This is a genomic window from Serratia sp. Z4 (assembly GCF_009900725.1).
Lineage (GTDB): Bacteria > Pseudomonadota > Gammaproteobacteria > Enterobacterales > Enterobacteriaceae > Serratia > Serratia nematodiphila.
The window spans coordinates 1,214,148-1,231,197 of sequence record NZ_JAAABD010000002.1; the positions used below are offsets into that span (position 1 = coordinate 1,214,148).

At 60.0% G+C, this 17,050-nt stretch carries 13 protein-coding genes, 6 tRNA genes and 1 other RNA gene; 13 read left to right on the forward strand and 7 right to left on the reverse strand.

Going from position 1 to position 17,050, the window contains the following annotated elements; all coding sequences use genetic code 11:
- Positions 1-24 precede the first annotated feature (24 nt).
- A complete protein-coding gene (mgrA, locus tag GT753_RS13600) occupies positions 25-1,014 on the forward strand; it encodes an L-glyceraldehyde 3-phosphate reductase (RefSeq protein ID WP_160125674.1) in 990 nt (329 codons plus the stop codon).
- Between the two features lie 222 nt (positions 1,015-1,236).
- On the forward strand, positions 1,237-1,647 hold the full coding sequence (locus GT753_RS13605) for a DUF2502 domain-containing protein (protein ID WP_004936369.1): 411 nt from the start codon (positions 1,237-1,239) through the stop codon (positions 1,645-1,647).
- Between the two features lie 41 nt (positions 1,648-1,688).
- Here GT753_RS13605 and GT753_RS13610 read toward each other — a convergent pair whose 3' ends face one another.
- Positions 1,689-2,924, reverse strand: coding sequence for an Nramp family divalent metal transporter (locus GT753_RS13610; RefSeq protein WP_004936371.1), 1,236 nt, complete (start codon positions 2,922-2,924; stop codon positions 1,689-1,691).
- A gap of 377 nt (positions 2,925-3,301) precedes the next feature.
- On the opposite strand from GT753_RS13610, the gene GT753_RS13615 reads away from it, so the two are divergent.
- Positions 3,302-4,489 (forward strand): NupC/NupG family nucleoside CNT transporter, encoded by a 1,188-nt coding sequence (locus tag GT753_RS13615; RefSeq protein ID WP_004936373.1) that lies wholly within the window; start codon positions 3,302-3,304, stop codon positions 4,487-4,489.
- A 118-nt stretch (positions 4,490-4,607) separates the two neighbouring features.
- Here GT753_RS13615 and GT753_RS13620 read toward each other — a convergent pair.
- A tRNA-Ala gene (locus GT753_RS13620) sits at positions 4,608-4,683 on the reverse strand.
- A 59-nt stretch (positions 4,684-4,742) separates the two neighbouring features.
- Positions 4,743-4,818: transfer RNA gene (locus GT753_RS13625), tRNA-Ala, on the reverse strand.
- Between the two features lie 308 nt (positions 4,819-5,126).
- On the opposite strand from GT753_RS13625, the gene GT753_RS13630 reads away from it, so the two are divergent.
- A complete protein-coding gene (locus GT753_RS13630) occupies positions 5,127-5,912 on the forward strand; it encodes a formate/nitrite transporter family protein (RefSeq protein WP_015378658.1) in 786 nt (261 codons plus the stop codon).
- A gap of 70 nt (positions 5,913-5,982) precedes the next feature.
- Here the strand turns inward: GT753_RS13630 and gltX are convergent, their stop codons facing one another.
- The gene (gene gltX, locus GT753_RS13635) at positions 5,983-7,398 is read right to left on the reverse strand and encodes a glutamate--tRNA ligase (RefSeq protein WP_004936379.1); all 1,416 of its coding nucleotides are present in this window, start codon (positions 7,396-7,398) and stop codon (positions 5,983-5,985) included.
- A 294-nt stretch (positions 7,399-7,692) separates the two neighbouring features.
- On the opposite strand from gltX, the gene GT753_RS13640 reads away from it, so the two are divergent.
- From GT753_RS13640 to GT753_RS13680, 9 genes are all read left to right on the forward strand, one after another.
- A tRNA-Val gene (locus tag GT753_RS13640) sits at positions 7,693-7,768 on the forward strand.
- Between the two features lie 29 nt (positions 7,769-7,797).
- Positions 7,798-7,873 (forward strand) — tRNA-Val (locus GT753_RS13645).
- Positions 7,874-7,912: 39 nt separating this feature from the next.
- Positions 7,913-7,988 (forward strand) — tRNA-Val (locus tag GT753_RS13650).
- 7 nt (positions 7,989-7,995) lie between these two features.
- Positions 7,996-8,071, forward strand: a tRNA-Lys gene (locus GT753_RS13655).
- Between the two features lie 75 nt (positions 8,072-8,146).
- Positions 8,147-8,270: non-coding RNA, RtT sRNA (locus GT753_RS13660), on the forward strand.
- A 193-nt stretch (positions 8,271-8,463) separates the two neighbouring features.
- The gene (fepB, locus tag GT753_RS13665; RefSeq protein WP_004936399.1) at positions 8,464-9,471 is read left to right on the forward strand and encodes a Fe2+-enterobactin ABC transporter substrate-binding protein; all 1,008 of its coding nucleotides are present in this window, start codon (positions 8,464-8,466) and stop codon (positions 9,469-9,471) included.
- Positions 9,472-9,683: 212 nt separating this feature from the next.
- Positions 9,684-10,739: a Fe(3+)-siderophore ABC transporter permease gene (gene fepD, locus GT753_RS13670; RefSeq protein ID WP_015378660.1), complete on the forward strand. Its 1,056-nt coding sequence runs from the start codon at positions 9,684-9,686 to the stop codon at positions 10,737-10,739.
- A complete protein-coding gene (fepG, locus tag GT753_RS13675; RefSeq protein WP_004936405.1) occupies positions 10,739-11,776 on the forward strand; it encodes an iron-enterobactin ABC transporter permease in 1,038 nt (345 codons plus the stop codon). Before fepD ends, fepG begins: the two co-directional genes overlap by 1 nt.
- A 17-nt stretch (positions 11,777-11,793) precedes the next feature.
- A complete protein-coding gene (locus GT753_RS13680; protein ID WP_075684646.1) occupies positions 11,794-12,600 on the forward strand; it encodes an ABC transporter ATP-binding protein in 807 nt (268 codons plus the stop codon).
- A 28-nt stretch (positions 12,601-12,628) separates the two neighbouring features.
- Here GT753_RS13680 and GT753_RS13685 read toward each other — a convergent pair whose 3' ends face one another.
- The 3 genes from GT753_RS13685 to budA form a co-directional block, all read right to left on the reverse strand.
- On the reverse strand, positions 12,629-14,215 hold the full coding sequence (locus GT753_RS13685; RefSeq protein ID WP_004936411.1) for an ABC transporter substrate-binding protein: 1,587 nt from the start codon (positions 14,213-14,215) through the stop codon (positions 12,629-12,631).
- A gap of 140 nt (positions 14,216-14,355) precedes the next feature.
- Complete coding sequence (gene alsS, locus GT753_RS13690) at positions 14,356-16,041, reverse strand: acetolactate synthase AlsS (RefSeq protein WP_004936413.1); 1,686 nt, start codon at positions 16,039-16,041, stop codon at positions 14,356-14,358.
- A 32-nt stretch (positions 16,042-16,073) separates the two neighbouring features.
- The gene (gene budA / locus GT753_RS13695) at positions 16,074-16,853 is read right to left on the reverse strand and encodes an acetolactate decarboxylase (RefSeq protein ID WP_004936416.1); all 780 of its coding nucleotides are present in this window, start codon (positions 16,851-16,853) and stop codon (positions 16,074-16,076) included.
- Between the last annotated feature and the right edge of the window lie 197 nt (positions 16,854-17,050).

Below are 17,050 nucleotides of genomic sequence, written 5' to 3' on the forward strand. Positions count from 1 at the left end.
CACCTTTCGCCGACAAGGATAACTATGTCTTACCCAGCCTCCCCCTCGCGTTATCAAGCTATGGAATACCGGCGCTGTGGCCGCAGCGGGCTGAAGCTGCCCGCCGTCTCACTCGGCCTGTGGCACAACTTCGGCGACGCCACTTTGTACGACAACGCCCGTACCCTGATCCGCTGCGCCTTCGATCGCGGCATTACCCATTTCGATCTGGCCAATAACTACGGCCCGCCGCCCGGCGCCGCCGAGGAGAACTTTGGCCGCATTCTCAACGCCGATCTGCGGGCCTGGCGCGATGAGCTGATCGTCTCCTCCAAAGCCGGTTACACCATGTGGCCCGGCCCCTACGGTGATTGGGGCTCGAAAAAGTACCTGGTCGCCAGCCTCGATCAGAGCCTGAGGCGCATGGGGTTGGAGTATGTGGATATCTTTTATCATCATCGGCCGGATCCGGACACGCCGCTGGAAGAAACCATGGCGGCGCTGGATCTGCTGGTGCGCCAGGGCAAAGCGCTGTATGTCGGCCTGTCCAACTACCCGGCCGAGCGCGCGCGACAGGCCTTCGACATTCTGCAGCAGCTCGGCACGCCGTGCGTGATCCACCAACCGAAGTATTCGATGTTGGAACGCGGGCCGGAGACGGCGTTGTTGGATACGCTGGAAGAACATGGCGTCGGCTCTATCGCCTTCTCGCCGCTGGCGGGCGGCCTGCTGACCGATCGCTACCTGCACGGCATCCCGCAAGATTCTCGCGCCGCCAGCGGCAGCCGCTTCCTGCAGCCGGAGCAGCTGACCGCCGAGCGACTGGACAAGGTGCGCCGCCTCGATGCGCTGGCGCGGCAACGCGGGCAGAAGCTGTCGCAGATGGCGCTGGCCTGGGTGCTGCGCGGCGATCGCGTGACCTCAGTGCTGATCGGCGCCAGCAAGAATGCGCAGATAGAAGACGCGGTGGACATGCTGGCCAATCGTTACTTCAGTGAAGAAGAGCTCGCGCAGATCGAGAACATCTTATTGTAATCGCTTACAAATTCCGCCGTTCAATCGAGCGGCGATACTCCAGAAAAATCTCAAATCTTAACTTCCTGCATCATTTTCAGAGTGGCTCTCAGATTCAACCCTATATGCCGGCGCTATGATGCCGATATTGCAACAAAAATAACGATAAGGCCGCTTTTAAACTGATGAACGCGCTTCATAAAGTGACAAACGGCCAGGCCGCGCAAGCGGGAAGGAGAAGCCATGTTTAAACCTCTGCTCTTGGCCGCCATTTTGGCGGCGACGGTACTGCCCGCCGCACAGCAGGCGCATGCCGAAGGGATCAGCATCGATCTGATGCCGGGCGTTTCATTGCGCATCGGCGATCAGGATAACCGCGGCCGTTACTGGGACGGTTACGATTGGCGGGATCGCGACTGGTGGCAAGGCCATCAGGGCCGTTATCTCGGCGACCGCAGCCGTCGCGGTTACTACTGGGACGGCTATCGCTGGCGCGATGGCGACTACTGGCGTAAACACTATTACTATCATGAAGGACGCTATCGTAAATACGACAAACACTACGATAAGCACCACTGGAAGAAAGAGAAAAAGCACCATCACGATCATGACCGCGATCGCTGGCGCCGCCACGGCGATGACGACCGCGATTAAAGACGACGGGCCGGCGCAACGCCGGCCCGCACTGTTTTCGCTTACAGCACGCTGCCGATCAGCAGGTAGCCGTTCAATCCCACCACCACCAGTACGATCAGCTTGCCCAGATTTTGCACCAGCGGGCCGTTGACCATTTCCCCCATCAGCGCCCGATTGCCGGTGAAAGCCAGCAGCGGCACCAGCGCCAGCGCAATGCCGAAGCTGAGCAGCACCTGGCTCAGCACCAGAATGCGCGTCGCATCCATCCCCAACATGATGACGATAAACGACGGCAGCATGGTCACCGCGCGCCGCAGCCACAGCGGAATATGGAAACGCACGAACCCCTGCATCACCACCTGCCCCGCCAGCGTGCCCACCACGGTAGAAGAGAGGCCGGCGGCCACCAGGCTCAGGCCGAACACGGTGGCGGCGGCGTGCCCGAGCAGCGGTTGCAGCGTCAGGTAAGCCACGTCAAGATCGGCGATGCCGCTGTGGCCGCTGAAATGAAACGCGGCGGCGGCGGTGGCCATCATCGCCAGATTAACGAAACCGGCGATGGTCATAGCCACGGCGACGTCGACTTTGGTGGCGGCATAGCGTTCCGCCTTGTCGTGCTCGCCGCCGATTTGGGTGAGCGACGAATGCAGATAGATCACGTGCGGCATGATGGTGGCGCCCAATACCCCGGCAGCCAGGAATACCGCATCGCCATTAGGCAAATCGGGCAGCGCCATCCCCTTCAGCAGCGGCGCCAACTGCGGCTGGGAGAACGCCAGCTCGACGATGTAAGCGGCGGCGACGAACAACAACAGCCCGCCGATCACCAGCTCCAGCGGCTTTTGCCCGCGTTTTTGCAGCATCAGAATTAAAAAGGTGGCGATGCCGGTCAGCACTGCGCCCTGCAACAGAGAGACACCGAGCAGCAGCTTGAAGCCGATCGCCGCGCCGATAAACTCAGCCAGATCGGTCGCCATGGCGATGATCTCCGCCTGTACCCAATAGGCCCACACCGCCGGCCGCGGAAAGCGATCGCGAATATGCTCGGCCAGATTTTTCCCGGTGGCGATGCCCAGCTTGGCGGACAACAGCTGGATCAGCATCGCCATCACGTTGGCCCAAACCACCACCCACAGCAGGCTGTAGCCGAATGAGGCGCCGGCCTGGATGTTGGTGGCGAAGTTGCCGGGATCGATATAGCCGATAGCGGCGATGAAGGCGGGCCCCATGAGCGAGAGTTTAATTTTTCTGGCGGAGCGACCGGAGGTGGTTTCAACCACGCGACTGTTCAGCATATGTTGAACCCTTACTGAAATTACGTTTATCTCCACTCTATATAAATGATAATAATTATCAAGCGCATTTAGAGCGGTAAAACTTATCTCTGTAATAGCCAACATTAACGGTTTTATCGAAGGGTTCAGCGCGGAGCTTGCCGATTTCCGTGCTTTTCTAATGGGATTTTGGCTGCAATACCCCTGAAAGACAGGTTAGCACAAGAATACGAATTTCCTATTGCTGCTTTAACATCTTGATTTTTTATGCTTTTGCGCAACACTTTAGGAGAACTCCCACTATGATTTTCCATATTTGCAATAGAAGTCTCGTTTTTAAACGTAGCGTTACATAAAATGACAGCCGAAATTCAGCCTGCCTCAAATTTGGAGCAAACATGTCCCATATTGCGCACTTTGCGTTGGCGATAGTGGTGGTAGCGATCCTGGCCCTGTTGGTGTGCCGCGATCGTAAAAGCATCCGCATTCGCTATGTTATTCAACTACTGGTTATCGAAGTACTGCTGGCCTACTTTTTCCTGCATTCGGAAGCGGGTTTGGGCTTCGTAAAAGGATTCGCCGCGCTGTTTGACAAACTGCTCGGGTTTGCGGGACAAGGGACTGATTTCGTGTTCGGCGGCATGGGCGACAAAGGCCTGGCGTTCTTCTTCCTGAAGGTGCTGTGCCCGATCGTCTTCATTTCGGCGCTGATCGGTATTCTGCAGTACATCAAAGTGCTGCCTTTCATCATCCGCATTATCGGTACCGTGCTGTCGAAAGTGAACGGCATGGGCAAGCTGGAGTCGTTCAACGCCGTCAGCTCGCTGATCCTGGGCCAATCCGAAAACTTCATCGCCTACAAGGATATCCTGGGCAAGATGTCGGAAAAGCGCATGTACACCATGGCGGCGACCGCGATGTCTACGGTTTCCATGTCCATCGTCGGCGCCTACATGACCATGCTGGACGCCAAGTTCGTGGTGGCGGCGCTGGTATTGAACATGTTCAGCACCTTTATCGTGCTGTCGCTGGTCAACCCGTACGACACCAATAAAGAAGAAGAGCTGCACCTCGGCAACCTGCACGAAGGCCAGAGCTTCTTTGAAATGCTGGGTGAATACATCCTGGCGGGCTTCAAAGTAGCGATTATCGTCGCCGCGATGCTGATTGGCTTCATCGCCCTGATCGCCGCGCTCAACGGTGTGTTCAGCGCCATTTTCGGCCTGAGCTTCCAGGAAATCCTCGGTTACTTCTTCTATCCGTTCGCCTGGATCATGGGCATTCCTAAGCACGAAGCCCTGCAGGTTGGCAGCATCATGGCCACCAAGCTGGTTTCCAACGAATTCGTGGCCATGATGGAACTGCAGAAAGTCTCTGCCGAGCTGTCGCCGCGCAGCCTGGGGATCCTGTCGGTGTTCCTGGTGTCCTTCGCCAACTTCTCTTCCATCGGCATCGTGGCCGGTGCGATCAAGGGCCTGAACGAACACCAGGGCAACGTGGTGTCACGCTTTGGCCTGAAGCTGGTGTACGGCTCTACGCTGGTCAGCATCCTGTCCGCTTCTATCGCGGGTCTGGTGCTGGGCTAAGCCTGAAATTCACAGCAATGATAAGGCGCCTGCGGGCGCCTTTTTTATTGGCCGGCATTCGGCGAAGGTTAAATGACACAAAGCAAAAAGCCGACCCTAAGGTCGGCTTTTTAAATGGTGGTGGAGCTAGACGGGATCGAACCGTCGACCTCTTGCATGCCATGCAAGCGCTCTCCCAGCTGAGCTATAGCCCCACAAAAGTGGTACGCTTTGACCGGCGTTACGGTATCCCCAACCTTTCTGAGAAGAAGATTGGTGGAGCTAGACGGGATCGAACCGTCGACCTCTTGCATGCCATGCAAGCGCTCTCCCAGCTGAGCTATAGCCCCGTTCCACAATCACTTTGTGCTGTGAACGGGGCGCATAATATGAAACCCGCTCAAAGCTGTCAACGGCTAAATTGAATTACTGAATCAAGCGTTGAAAAAGCCGCCAAATCAGCATCTTTGGCGCCAAAAAATCATCACTTTGCGCAGAGTTCATCCATTTTGCGCGCTACATCTCAAAATGGCGAAAGACCCTGCATATCACGTTGATTTTTAATTAACGGAATGTTAGCGAAATGCGCTTGAGTCGGACTCCCGAGCGGCATAGACTGCCCGCGCCATAAACTTCATTACTATAAACCGAGTCCGTCATGTCTTTGCATTCACCAAAAGAAATCGCCGCCCTCGCCGTTCAGGCCGGGGTAAACAAAAGCCGCGCCCCGCTCGCTAATCTGCTGATTCTGGGCTTTCTCGCCGGCGCCTTTATCGCCACCGGCTTCCTGCTGGATATTCACGTCATCGGCACCCTGCCGGCCGAATGGGGCTCTTTCGGCGCGCTGTTGGGCGCAGCGGTGTTCCCGATCGGCCTGATCCTGACCATTCTGGCCGGCGGCGAACTACTGACCGGCAACATGATGACCTTGCCAATGGCCTGGTTCGCTCGTGAAATCCCCGCCATCGCCGTGCTGCGCAACTGGTTTTGGGTCACCCTGGCCAACTTCGCCGGCAGCGTGGCCGTCGCCTACTTCTTCGGCCACCTGCTGGGCCTGACCGAAGGCGCGTTTTTACATAAGACGCTGGCGATCGCGCAGGCCAAAGTGGATGCGGACTTCCTGCACGCCTTCATCTCCGGCGTCGGCTGCAACTGGCTGGTATGCCTGGCGGTGTGGTTAGCCTTCGCCAGCAAAGATGTGCCGGGCAAAGTGATCGGCATGTGGTTCCCGGTCATGGCTTTTGTCGCCATCGGCTTCCAACACGTGGTGGCGAACATGTTCATCATCCCGGCGGCCATCTTTGCCGGCGGCATGGGCTGGGAGCAGTATCTGCCTAATTTCGTCGCGGTATTTCTCGGCAATGCGCTGGGCGGCGCCGGCTTTGTCGGGCTGATGTATTTCCTCGCCTATCGCCCCGGTTTGCCGGCCAGCGAACACGCCTGACAACCGCCATGAAAAAAGCCCCGAGATTGCTCCTCGGGGCTTTTTCTTTATGGACAGCGTATCAGCCTAATCAGGCCTGCGCTTCACGCTCGGCGATATAAGCCAGCGCCATATCGATGCGCTGCAGCGAACGCTTCTGGCCGATCGCATGCACGGTCACGTCCATGCCCGGCGACTGACCGGCGCCGGTCACCGCCACGCGCAGCGGCATGCCAACCTTGCCCATGCCGACGCCCAGCTCGTCCGCCGTACCCTGAATGGCATCATGCACATTTTCCGGCGTCCAGACGGTGATGGCGGCCAGCTTGGCGCGCACCGCTTCCAGCGGCTGACGTGCAACCGGGCGCAGGTGTTTCTTGGCGGCGTCGGCGTCGAACTCGCTGAAGTCTTCGTAGAAGTAACGGCAAGACTCCGCCATTTCCTTCAGCGTCTTGCAACGCTCGCCCAGCAGCTTGACGATGTCCTTCAGTTCCGGACCGTTGCGGGTTTCAATGCCCAGTTGCTCAACGTGCCATGCCAGATGCACCGCCACTTCTTCCGCCGGCATATGGTTAATGTAGTGGTGGTTCAGCCACTGCAGCTTCTCGGTGTTGAAGGCGCTGGCGGATTTGTTGATCGCTTCCAGCGTGAAGAACTCTTTCATCTCGTCGATGGAGAAGATCTCCTGATCGCCGTGGGACCAGCCCAGACGCACCAGGTAGTTCAGCAGCGCCTGCGGCAGATAGCCGTCGTCGCGGTACTGCATCACGCCCACGGCGCCGTGACGTTTGGACAGCTTTTTACCGTCGTCGCCGAGGATCATCGACACGTGCGCGTATTCCGGCACCGGCGCGCCCAGCGCTTTCAGAATGTTGATCTGGCGCGGGGTGTTGTTGATGTGGTCTTCACCGCGGATCACATGGGTGATTTCCATGTCCCAGTCATCGACAACGACGCAGAAGTTATAGGTTGGCGAACCGTCGGTGCGGCGGATGATCAGATCGTCCAGCTCCTGGTTGCTGAATTCGATCGGGCCGCGAATTTTATCGTCGAAGATCACCGACCCTTCCTGCGGGTTGCGGAAGCGCACCACGTGCGGCTCGTCGTCGGTGTGGCTGCACTGGCTGTCGCGGCAGTGGCCGTCGTAACGCGGCTTTTCGCCATTTTCCATCTGCTTCTCGCGCAGCGCTTCCAGACGCTCCCTGGAGCAATAGCATTTATAGGCCGTGCCCTGCTCCAGCATCTCATCGATGACCGCGTTGTAGCGATCGAAACGCTTGGTCTGGAAATACGGGCCTTCATCCCAATCCAGGTTCAACCAGTTCATGCCATCCATAATTGCGTCGATCGCGTCCTGGGTAGAACGTTCCAGATCGGTATCTTCGATACGCAGAACGAACTCACCGCCCGCATGGCGGCTGAACAACCAGGAATAAAGTGCGGTACGCGCGCCGCCGACGTGAAGATAGCCGGTCGGGCTCGGTGCAAAACGGGTTTTGATTTTCATTGGGTTCACTGCCTTATTACGCAACGCGTGTCGGCGGTTGCCGACGATTGCTCGGAATTGAAAAAAGAGTGGACGACATTGTATCACCACGCGCTAATTCCTCAACGCCGACACGATATTGCACCGGTCGATTTCGCGCGTTTTGCGGCGAGTTTCGCATAGCATCGCGCAAAGAATCGGCGCTGCTGGCGATTATTATCGCGCCCTGCCTAAATTTGCGGCGAACGATTGAAATCATTTTAAAAACCGTTGACTCACTTTGAACTATCCCTATAATGCGACTCCAACAAGACGGGGCGATTAGCTCAGTTGGTAGAGCATCTCCTTTACACGGAGGGGGTCGGCGGTTCGAGCCCGTCATCGCCCACCATCTTGTTGAGAAAAAATGAGAACGAATGAGGGTGATTAGCTCAGTTGGTAGAGCATCTCCTTTACACGGAGGGGGTCGGCGGTTCGAGCCCGTCATCACCCACCATCATTCTCTCGTTTAGCAGTAACCTGGAAGTCCTGAAGTGGGTGATTAGCTCAGTTGGTAGAGCATCTCCTTTACACGGAGGGGGTCGGCGGTTCGAGCCCGTCATCACCCACCACTTCTGCGGGTCGTTAGCTCAGTTGGTAGAGCAGTTGACTTTTAATCAATTGGTCGCAGGTTCGAATCCTGCACGACCCACCAATTCAGAAAAAAGCGCCTTTTGGCGCTTTTTTCGTTTCTGCGCCACCCACCTCTGACTTCATCTTCTCGCAGGCATAGTTTACCGAGTCGTGCAGGATGAAGAACCGTAGAGGTTCGAGCATCGCGCAGCGATACGACAACGCGCAGCGTTGCCCGCAGGGTGAGGCCACAGGCCGAATCAATCCTGCACGACCCACCAATTCAGAAAAAAGCGCCTTTTGGCGCTTTTTTCGTTTCTGCCGTTCGCCTCCCTTTCTTCTTATTCACCACGCGCTGAGATACGAATGGTTATCATTTTGGCGGCTTGAATGGTAAATTAGCCGGCATCCACCACATAGCCAATCCTCAGCCGGATTGATACGCCTTAGTTCAAGGAAAGAAAGAGCCCGCTCATGACCCTATCCTTACGCCAGCTGTTCATTGCATTTATCGCCACTTCCAGCCTGCTGCTCAGCGGCTGCGGCCCGGACGACAAGAGCGACGGGCAGAAACCGTCCGCCCCCGCAGCCGACGGCAGTTGGCCGCGCACCATCGACAGCGTCAAAGGGAAATTCACGCTGGAAAAACCGCCGCAGCGCATCGTGTCCACCAGCGTCACCATCACCGGCACGCTGTTGGCTATCGACGCCCCGGTGGTCGCCAGCGCCGCCACCAGTCCAAATCCGCTGGTGGCCGATAAACAAGGTTTCTTTACCCAGTGGAGCGAGGTGGCCAAACAGCGCCACGTCGAGCGGCTGTACCAAGTGGAGCCCAATGCCGAAGCCGTCGCCGCCGCCGCGCCGGATTTGATCGTCGTCGCCGCGACCGGCGGTGATTCGGCGTTGAAACTTTATGACCAGCTGTCCGCCATTGCGCCGACTCTGGTGCTCGACTATGGCGACAAAAGCTGGCAACAGCTGGCCAGCGAGCTCGGCGAGATCACCGGTCATGAAGCCGGCGCCAAACAGGCGGAAGATCGTTTCGAGCAGCGCGTGGAGCAAGTGAAACAGGCGATCGCGCTGCCGCCGCAGCCCACCACGCCGCTGGTGTATGCCGACAACGGCCGCGAGGCCATGCTGTGGACGCCGGGTTCCGCCCAGGGCAAACTGCTGACCCAGCTCGGCTTCCAGCTGGCCACCCCGCCGGAAAGCGCCAAAGGCAACACCAGCATGGGTAAACGCCATGACATCATCCAGATCTCCGGCGAAAAAATGGCCGAAGGTCTGAATGGCAAAACCCTGATCCTGTTCGCCACCAATGAGCGCAAAGTGCAAGAGGTGCTGACCAACCCGTTCCTCAAACATCTGGAGCCGGTGGAACAGCGGCACGTCTACGCCGTCGGCAACGACACCTTCCGCCTCGATTACTACAGCGCCACCAACATGCTGAATCAAATCGAACGGTTGTTCAAAAAGCCCTGAATCACGCCGTCGGCAGGTCAGCCCCCTGCCGACACTTTCCGCAAGCGGGGCGAACGTTCACATTCAATCAATTGAAATATCAATAGTTATTAACATTGTCCACGCACCTTTGCCACCAACCGGCGGGTGCATGCGGGCGTAAACTCGTGCTACTATTGCCCCGCATGAACGCAAATAACAATGAGAATAAAAATCATACAGGAGTTACCGGTGTGAACGTACCCACTCCGACTGAGCGGACGCTTTCGTCCGCACCGCACGCAGCTTACGCCAGTGGCTTCAAACGCATCGCCGGGTTCGGTATCGGTTTGGCGCTGTTGCTGCTGTGCATCATGGCCAGCCTGATGCTGGGTTCCAAAGCCATCCCCTTCCATACCGTCTGGCTCAGCCTGCAGGGCGCCGCGAGCGGTTCCGACAGCACCATCATTCTCAATGCCCGGGTGCCCCGTACGCTGGCGGGCATCCTGGCCGGCATGGCGCTCGGCGCCGCCGGCGCGCTGATCCAGGCGCTGACGCGCAACCCGCTGGCCGATCCCGGCGTGCTCGGCATCAACGCCGGCGCCAGCTTCGCCGTGGTCATCGGCATCATGTTTTTCGGCGCCGCCACCACCGAAAGCTACATGGCCTACGCCTTTGCCGGCGCAGCCCTCACCACCCTGCTGGTCTACCTGATCGGCACGCTGGCGGGCGGGCGCATCAACCCGGTGCGGCTGACGCTGGCCGGCGTGGCGATCGGCGCGGTGCTGCTCGGCATCACCACCGGGCTGTCGCTGATCGATCCGCAAACCTTCGACCAACTGCGCTTCTGGCAGGCCGGCACGCTGGATATCCGCACGCTGTCCACGCTGCCGGTCACCGCCCCCGCCATTTTGCTCGGCTGCCTGCTGACGCTGCTCATCGCCCGGCCGCTGAATACCATCGGCATGGGGGAAGATCTGGCTATCGCACTCGGCGCGCGCGTGGTGCTGACTCAGGTGATCGCGGTGATCGCCATCACGCTGCTGTGCGGCGCGGCGACCGCCACCGTCGGCCCGATCAGTTTCATCGGCCTGATGGTGCCGCATATCGCCCGCTGGTGGGTCGGCCCCGACCAACGCTGGATCCTGCCCTACTCCATGCTGCTGGCGCCGATTTTACTGCTGTGCGCCGACGTGGTCGGCCGCTTGCTGGCGGCCGGTGAACTGCGGGTTTCCATCGTGGCGGCCTTCATCGGCGCGCCGGTGCTGATCTGGCTGGTGCGCCGCAAGAAAACGCTGGGGGGTCTGTGATGAGTCTGCCGCATACGCTGCATATCGGCCGCCCGGACGGCGTCATCAACGGGCGCCTGCCGCTGCGCCTGCTGCTGGTCAACCTTTCACTGTTGGCGCTGTGTCTGGCGATGGCCGTCGCCGCCCTGTGCTACGGCACGCTGCAACTTTCGCTGGAGCAGGTTTTTGCCGCGCTGACCGGCGAGGCGCCGAAAAACCTGGTCACCGTGGTCACCCAATGGCGCTTGCCGCGCATCGCCATGGCGCTGCTGTTAGGCGCCGCGCTCGGCATGAGCGGCGCCATTTTCCAGTCAATTATCCGCAACCCGCTCGGCAGCCCGGACGTGATCGGCTTTAACATGGGGGCTTACACCGGCGCGCTGATCGCCATCACCCTGTTCAACGGCGGCTACTATTACATCGCCGGCGGCGCGCTGGCCGGCGGCATTCTCGCCGCGCTGGCCATCTATCTGCTGGCCTGGCGGCAAGGCATCGCCGGCTTCCGGTTGATCATCGTCGGCATCGCCATCAGCGCAGTGCTGGTCTCCACCAATACCTGGCTGATCATCACCGCCTCGCTCGAGCGCGCCATGGACGCCGCCATGTGGCAGGCCGGTTCGCTCAACGGCATGACCTGGCAAAAAGCCCAGCCCGCCACGGCGTTCATCGTGCTGGCGGCCGCGGCCGCGCTGCTGATGGGCAAACGGCTGCAGCTGCTGGAAATGGGCGATGACACGGCGCGCGCACTGGGCGTTAACGCCGAAGGCAGCCGGCTGTGGCTGATGCTGTTCGGCGTTACCCTCACCGCCGCCGTCACCGCCACCGCCGGGCCGATTTCCTTTATCGCGCTGGCGGCGCCGCAGATCGCCCGTCGCCTCGCCGGCCAATCCTCGGTCACCCTGACCTCCTCGGCGCTGATGGGCGCGGCGTTGCTGCTCGGCGCCGACGTGGTGTCCCAACATCTTTTCGCACCGATCCAACTGCCGGTCGGGGTTGTGACCGTCTGCATCGGCGGCCTGTACCTGATTTGGCTGCTCATCCGAGAGGCCCGCAGATAATGAAGAGTGATAATGCCATGAGCCACCGCCTGCACGCCTCGCACCTGAAGCTGGGCTACGACAATAAAATCATCGCTGACGATCTGAGCGTGGCGATCCCCGACGGCGCTTTCACGGTGATTGTCGGGCCGAACGCCTGCGGCAAATCGACGCTGTTGCGCGCCCTGTGCCGCCTGCTGAAACCCAGCGCCGGCGAGGTGATGCTGGACGGCAAGAACATCAGCAGCTTCGCCACCAAGGTGCTGGCGCGCGAGCTTGGGCTGCTGCCGCAAACTTCGATCGCGCCGGACAGCATCACCGTGGCGGATCTGGTGTCGCGCGGCCGCTATCCGCACCAAAGCCTGCTGAAACAGTGGACGCAGGCCGACAAACAGGCGGTGGAAGCCGCCATGGCGGCCACCAACGTCAGCCAGCTGGCGGATCGCAGCGTCGACGAGCTGTCCGGCGGGCAGCGTCAGCGCGTCTGGGTGGCGATGGCGCTGGCGCAGCAAACCCCGCTGCTACTGCTGGATGAGCCGACCACCTATCTGGACATCGCGCACCAGATCGAACTGCTGGATCTGTTCCGCCAGCTCAACCGCGAGCGCGGTCAAACCCTGATCGCGGTGCTGCACGATCTCAACCACGCCTGCCGCTATGCCGATCACATCATCGCCATGCGCGACGGCAAGATCGTGGCGGAAGGGAAACCGGCGGAGATCATCACCGCCGAACTGGTGGAGCGGGTGTTCGGCATGCCGTGCATGATCATCGACGATCCGCTGTCCCACACGCCGCTGGTGATCCCGCGCGGCCGCTACCACTGCGACGCGCCGCAGGCATGAAAAAGGCCGGGTTAACCCGGCCTCTTGGTTATTTCTCCAGCGACACCTGTTTGAAGATGTGTTTGCCGAACGGGTCTATCTCGTAGCCTTTCACTTCCTTGCGCACCGGTTCGAAGATGGTCGAGTGCGCGATCATCAGCGCCGGCATCTGATCGTGCATCACCACCTGTGCCTGCTGATACATCGCCACCCGTTTGGCGTGATCGTTCTCCTCGCGCGCCTGCAGGATCAGCTGGTCGAACGGTTTGTAGCACCATTTCGCCGAGTTGGAGCCGCCGAGCGAAGCGCAGGTGAACAGCGGGCCGAAGAAGTTGTCCGGATCGCCGTTGGCGGTGGTCCAGCCCATCAGCGCGGTTTGGTGCTCGCCGTTTTTAATCCGCTGCAAATACTCGCCCCACTCGAAGGTGACGATTTTGGCGCGCACGCCGATCTTGGCCCAGTCGGCCTGGATCATCTCCGCCATGCGCTTGGCGTTGGGGTTATAGGGCCGCTGCACCGGCATCGCCCACAGATCGATATCGAACCCCTGCCCCAGCCCGGCCTCCTGCAGCAGCTGCTTCGCCCGCTCCGGCGAATACGGATAATCTTCAAGCTGCGCGTTGCTGCCCCATTGGGTCGGCGGCAGCAGATTCTTGGCCGGCTGGCCGGCACCGTGGAACACCGCGTCGATGATCGCCGGCTTGTTGACCGCCAGCGCCAACGCCTGGCGCACCTTGACGTTATCCAACGGCTTCTTCTGGGTGTTGAACGCCAGGAAGCCGATATTCAGGCCGGATTTTTCCATCACCTGCAGGTTGCCGTCCTGCCGCATGCGCGCCAGATCCGCCGGGTTGGGGAACGGCATCACCTGGCACTCGTTCTTTTGCAGTTTGGCGTAACGCACCGTCGCATCCGGCGTGATCGAGAACACCAGCCGATCGATCTTCGGTTTGCCTTCCCAGTAGCGGTCGAACGCCTTGTAGAGGATTTTTGCGTCCTTCTGGTACTGCACCAGTTGGAACGGCCCGGTGCCGATCGGATCGTTGTCCACCCGCTGCGGCGTGCCGGCCTTCAGCATCGCGTCGGCATATTCCGCCGATAAAATGGTGGCGAAGTACATGCCCAGATCGGCAACGAACGGCGCCTCGGCGCGGGAGAGCTCAAAGCGCACGGTGTGGTCATCCACCTTGACGATCCGGTCAATCAGCGTGCCGAACTCCATCGACTCGAAGTTGGTGTAGGCACCGTTGGAGACCTTGTGATACGGGTTGTTGGCGTCCTTCTGGCGCATAAACGAGAAGATGACGTCATCCGCGTTGAAATCGCGGGTGGGGGTAAAATATTTATTGCTCTGGAATGCCACGCCCTTGCGCAGGTGGAAGGTATAGCGCTTGCCGTCTTCGCTGACCTCCCAGCTTTCCGCCAGGCTGGGTTGCAGCTCGACGGTGCCGGGTTTGAAATCCACCAGCCGGTTGTAGATCGCCGCCGAGCTGGCATCCACCGTGGTGCCGGAGGTGAACAGCTGCGGGTTGAAGCCTTCCGGCGAGCCTTCAGAACAGTAGACCAGCGTATTGGCCCGCGCGCCGCCGGCAATCGCCAACGCCAGCAGCCCGATCGTTATTGCTTTTCTTTTCATTGCGCTATCCCCAGTGGTGAAAAAACAACCCAACGGATAGCAATAAATCATACAGTTAGCGATGTAAAGGACAAATTCCGCGCATAAAAACGGGCAGGCGCGCAAGCGGCCTGCCCCGGTGAAACCACGCGATGATGAAATTAAATCATCTGGCTGAAGTTCATCTGCGCCATCAGCTTATAGTTGTCGGCGTAGTCGACCGGAATGGCCACCACCACCGGCCCCTGGATCGCCATCGCCTTGCGCAGCATCGGCCGCAGATCGTCCACCGACTGCACGGCGAAACCGACCGCGCCGCAGGATTCCGCATAGGCCTTGAAGTCAATCGGCCCGAACTCCACGCCGGATTTGCGCTGGTATTTGTTCACTTCCTGCATCTCCACCATGTTGTAGGCGTTATCGACCCAGATCACGTGCACGATGTTGTTTTTCAGCCGCACCGCGGTCTCCAGCTCCATGCTCGACTGCATGAAGCCGCCGTCGCCGGAGATCGACACCACCTTGTCGCCGGGGCGCACCAACGCCGCGCCGATGGCCCACGGCAGCGCCACCCCCATGGTTTGCTGGCCGTTGGAGATCAACAGCTGGCGGGCGCGGAAGCTGTAAAGATAGCGGGCGATCCAGATGTGGAAGCTGCCCATGTCCACGCACAGCGTCACGTCGTCGCTGACGATGTCCTGCAGCTCCTTGACGATGCGCAGCGGGTGGATCGGCATGCCGCCGCGGCGCGCGGCGCGCTCCGCCAGTTCTGTGCGCTGGCGGCCGAGATCGGTGAGGATCAGCTCCACCTCCGGCGGCACGCAGACCGCCTCATTGAACGTTTCGGTCATCATGTTCAACGTGGCGCTGATGTTGCCCACCAGCTCGACGTCAGGCCGATAGCAGGTATCGATATCCGCCGGCAGCACGTCGATGTGCACAAGTTTCAGCCGCCCATGACTGTTCCACATGCAGGGATCGTATTCGATCGGATCATAGCCGACGCTCACCACCAGATCGGCCTTCTGCAACAGCTGATCGGCCGGCTGATTGTTGAACAGGCCAACGCGGCCGGCGAAACGGGCGAAGTGGTTGACGTCGATCACTCCCGCCGCCTGATAGGTGCCGACCACCGGCATGTGGGTGCGGTACAGCAGATGGCGCACCGCCTCGCTGTTCTCCGGCCGGCTGGCCTGCAAACCGAGCAGCAATACCGGGCATTTGGCCTGGCGGATCAGCTTCACCGCCGCCTGGATGTCGTCCGCCGCCGCGGCCCCCATGCGCGGCAAGCGGCAGCCGGCCAACACCGGCGCGCTGACCGGTTCATTGACGATATCCATCGGCAGGCTGACGAACGAGGCTCCCGGCCGGCCAAACTCGGCGCGGCGGAAGGCGTTGGCGATCACCTCGGAAATCGCCGAACCGGCGTGCACTTCGGCGCAATACTTGGTCACCGGCCGGAACATGCTGACGGTATCCATGCTCTGGTGCGTCTGCTTCAGGCTGTCGGCGCGCTTCACCGCCCCGCCAAAGGCCACTACCGCGTCCCCCTCCGAGGTGGCGGTGGCCAGCCCGGTGATCAGGTTGGAGCTGCCCGGCCCGGAGGTGACCAGCGCCACCCCGGCCTTGCCGGTCAGGCGGCCGACCGCCGCCGCCATAAAGGCCGCGTTGGCCTCATGCCGCACCACCACCGTTTCAATCGATGGCGCGTCCTCCAGCGAGTCGAACACCCGGTCGATCTTGGCGCCCGGAATGCCGAAAACGTGTTTGACGCCCTGTGCTTCCAGATTTTTCACCACCAAATCGGCGCCGCATTGCCAGTCATTGCCTGTTTTTTCCTGTGCCATGGTTCCACCTCCTAAGAAAACGATCGCCGGGGTTAGCCCTCGGCGGAACGAATCGCGCGATCCAAATCCTCTGGGCAGAGGTTGGCGCGCAAGAAATCCGCATCATGCGGCAACTGAAGATTGAGACGGGTGATGACGCCGAACTGCAGGCGGCCGTGATCGAGCTGGTAGTCCAGCACGTGGCCGCCGCCGCTGCGGTCGTCGGTAACGAAGTGTTCGTGATAGCCGGCCACGCCGATGCCCTGCATGTAATCCGGCGAGCGGAAGCCGACCAGCGTGCCGCGCCGTTGATGAAACGAGAAGGTCGGCTGCTCTTCTATCGCTTCCAGCATCGGGCGATAGGGCCGTTCCTGACGCGGCACGGTGCGGGTTTCCACGTGGCTGAACTCACCGTCGACCCGCACCGCGCAAAACAGGTTCGGCGAGGCGACCTGTTCATCGATGCATTGGTGCAGCTGCGCCTTGGTGATCGGCCGGTCGAACTGCTGGCTGATACTGGGCTGGAAAAAGGTGACGACGGCGAAAGGGGTTTTCTGTTGCAAACCGGCTGGGCGGGCGCTGCCGTCGGCGCGTAGCTGGTGTATTTCCTGGTCGAAAGCGATCAGTTCGCCATCCAGGTGATTGAAGGTGCCGAGGCCGAAATCACCGTGTTTGAGCAACTCGGCAATGGTGGTTTCACCCTCGTAGACCCCGTCGATGAGCGCGCTCATCAGCGAGATTTGATAGATTTCGCCCTCCCCAGCGTTGATCGACTGCCTGGCAAAACCCTGCGCCAAATGGCGCGCACAGGAACACCCGTGTTTTTCGTTCATGACTCACTCCTCCACCAGCGCGGGATCGCGATTCCGCGCGTTCAAAAGACCCACCGACGGTGGGCCAAGATGCCCCCCAAGGCGCGTTCATCAGTTGGAACGATTCAGCCTGAGGCGACAAAAAAACCGGCACGGCTGGCCGGCCGATATCCAGAACCCACGGCATGACGTGTGAAAGTAAAGGCTCACTAATCATT

Coding starts and splice junctions, on each gene's coding strand:
- mgrA (WP_160125674.1), top strand. CDS start 25: ATGTCTTACCCAGCCTCCCCCTCGCGTTATCAAGCTATGGAATACCGG.
- GT753_RS13605 (WP_004936369.1), top strand. CDS start 1,237: ATGTTTAAACCTCTGCTCTTGGCCGCCATTTTGGCGGCGACGGTACTG.
- GT753_RS13610 (WP_004936371.1), bottom strand. CDS start 2,924: ATGCTGAACAGTCGCGTGGTTGAAACCACCTCCGGTCGCTCCGCCAGA.
- GT753_RS13615 (WP_004936373.1), top strand. CDS start 3,302: ATGTCCCATATTGCGCACTTTGCGTTGGCGATAGTGGTGGTAGCGATC.
- GT753_RS13630 (WP_015378658.1), top strand. CDS start 5,127: ATGTCTTTGCATTCACCAAAAGAAATCGCCGCCCTCGCCGTTCAGGCC.
- gltX (WP_004936379.1), bottom strand. CDS start 7,398: ATGAAAATCAAAACCCGTTTTGCACCGAGCCCGACCGGCTATCTTCAC.
- fepB (WP_004936399.1), top strand. CDS start 8,464: ATGACCCTATCCTTACGCCAGCTGTTCATTGCATTTATCGCCACTTCC.
- fepG (WP_004936405.1), top strand. CDS start 10,739: ATGAGTCTGCCGCATACGCTGCATATCGGCCGCCCGGACGGCGTCATC.
- GT753_RS13680 (WP_075684646.1), top strand. CDS start 11,794: ATGAGCCACCGCCTGCACGCCTCGCACCTGAAGCTGGGCTACGACAAT.
- GT753_RS13685 (WP_004936411.1), bottom strand. CDS start 14,215: ATGAAAAGAAAAGCAATAACGATCGGGCTGCTGGCGTTGGCGATTGCC.
- alsS (WP_004936413.1), bottom strand. CDS start 16,041: ATGGCACAGGAAAAAACAGGCAATGACTGGCAATGCGGCGCCGATTTG.
- budA (WP_004936416.1), bottom strand. CDS start 16,853: ATGAACGAAAAACACGGGTGTTCCTGTGCGCGCCATTTGGCGCAGGGT.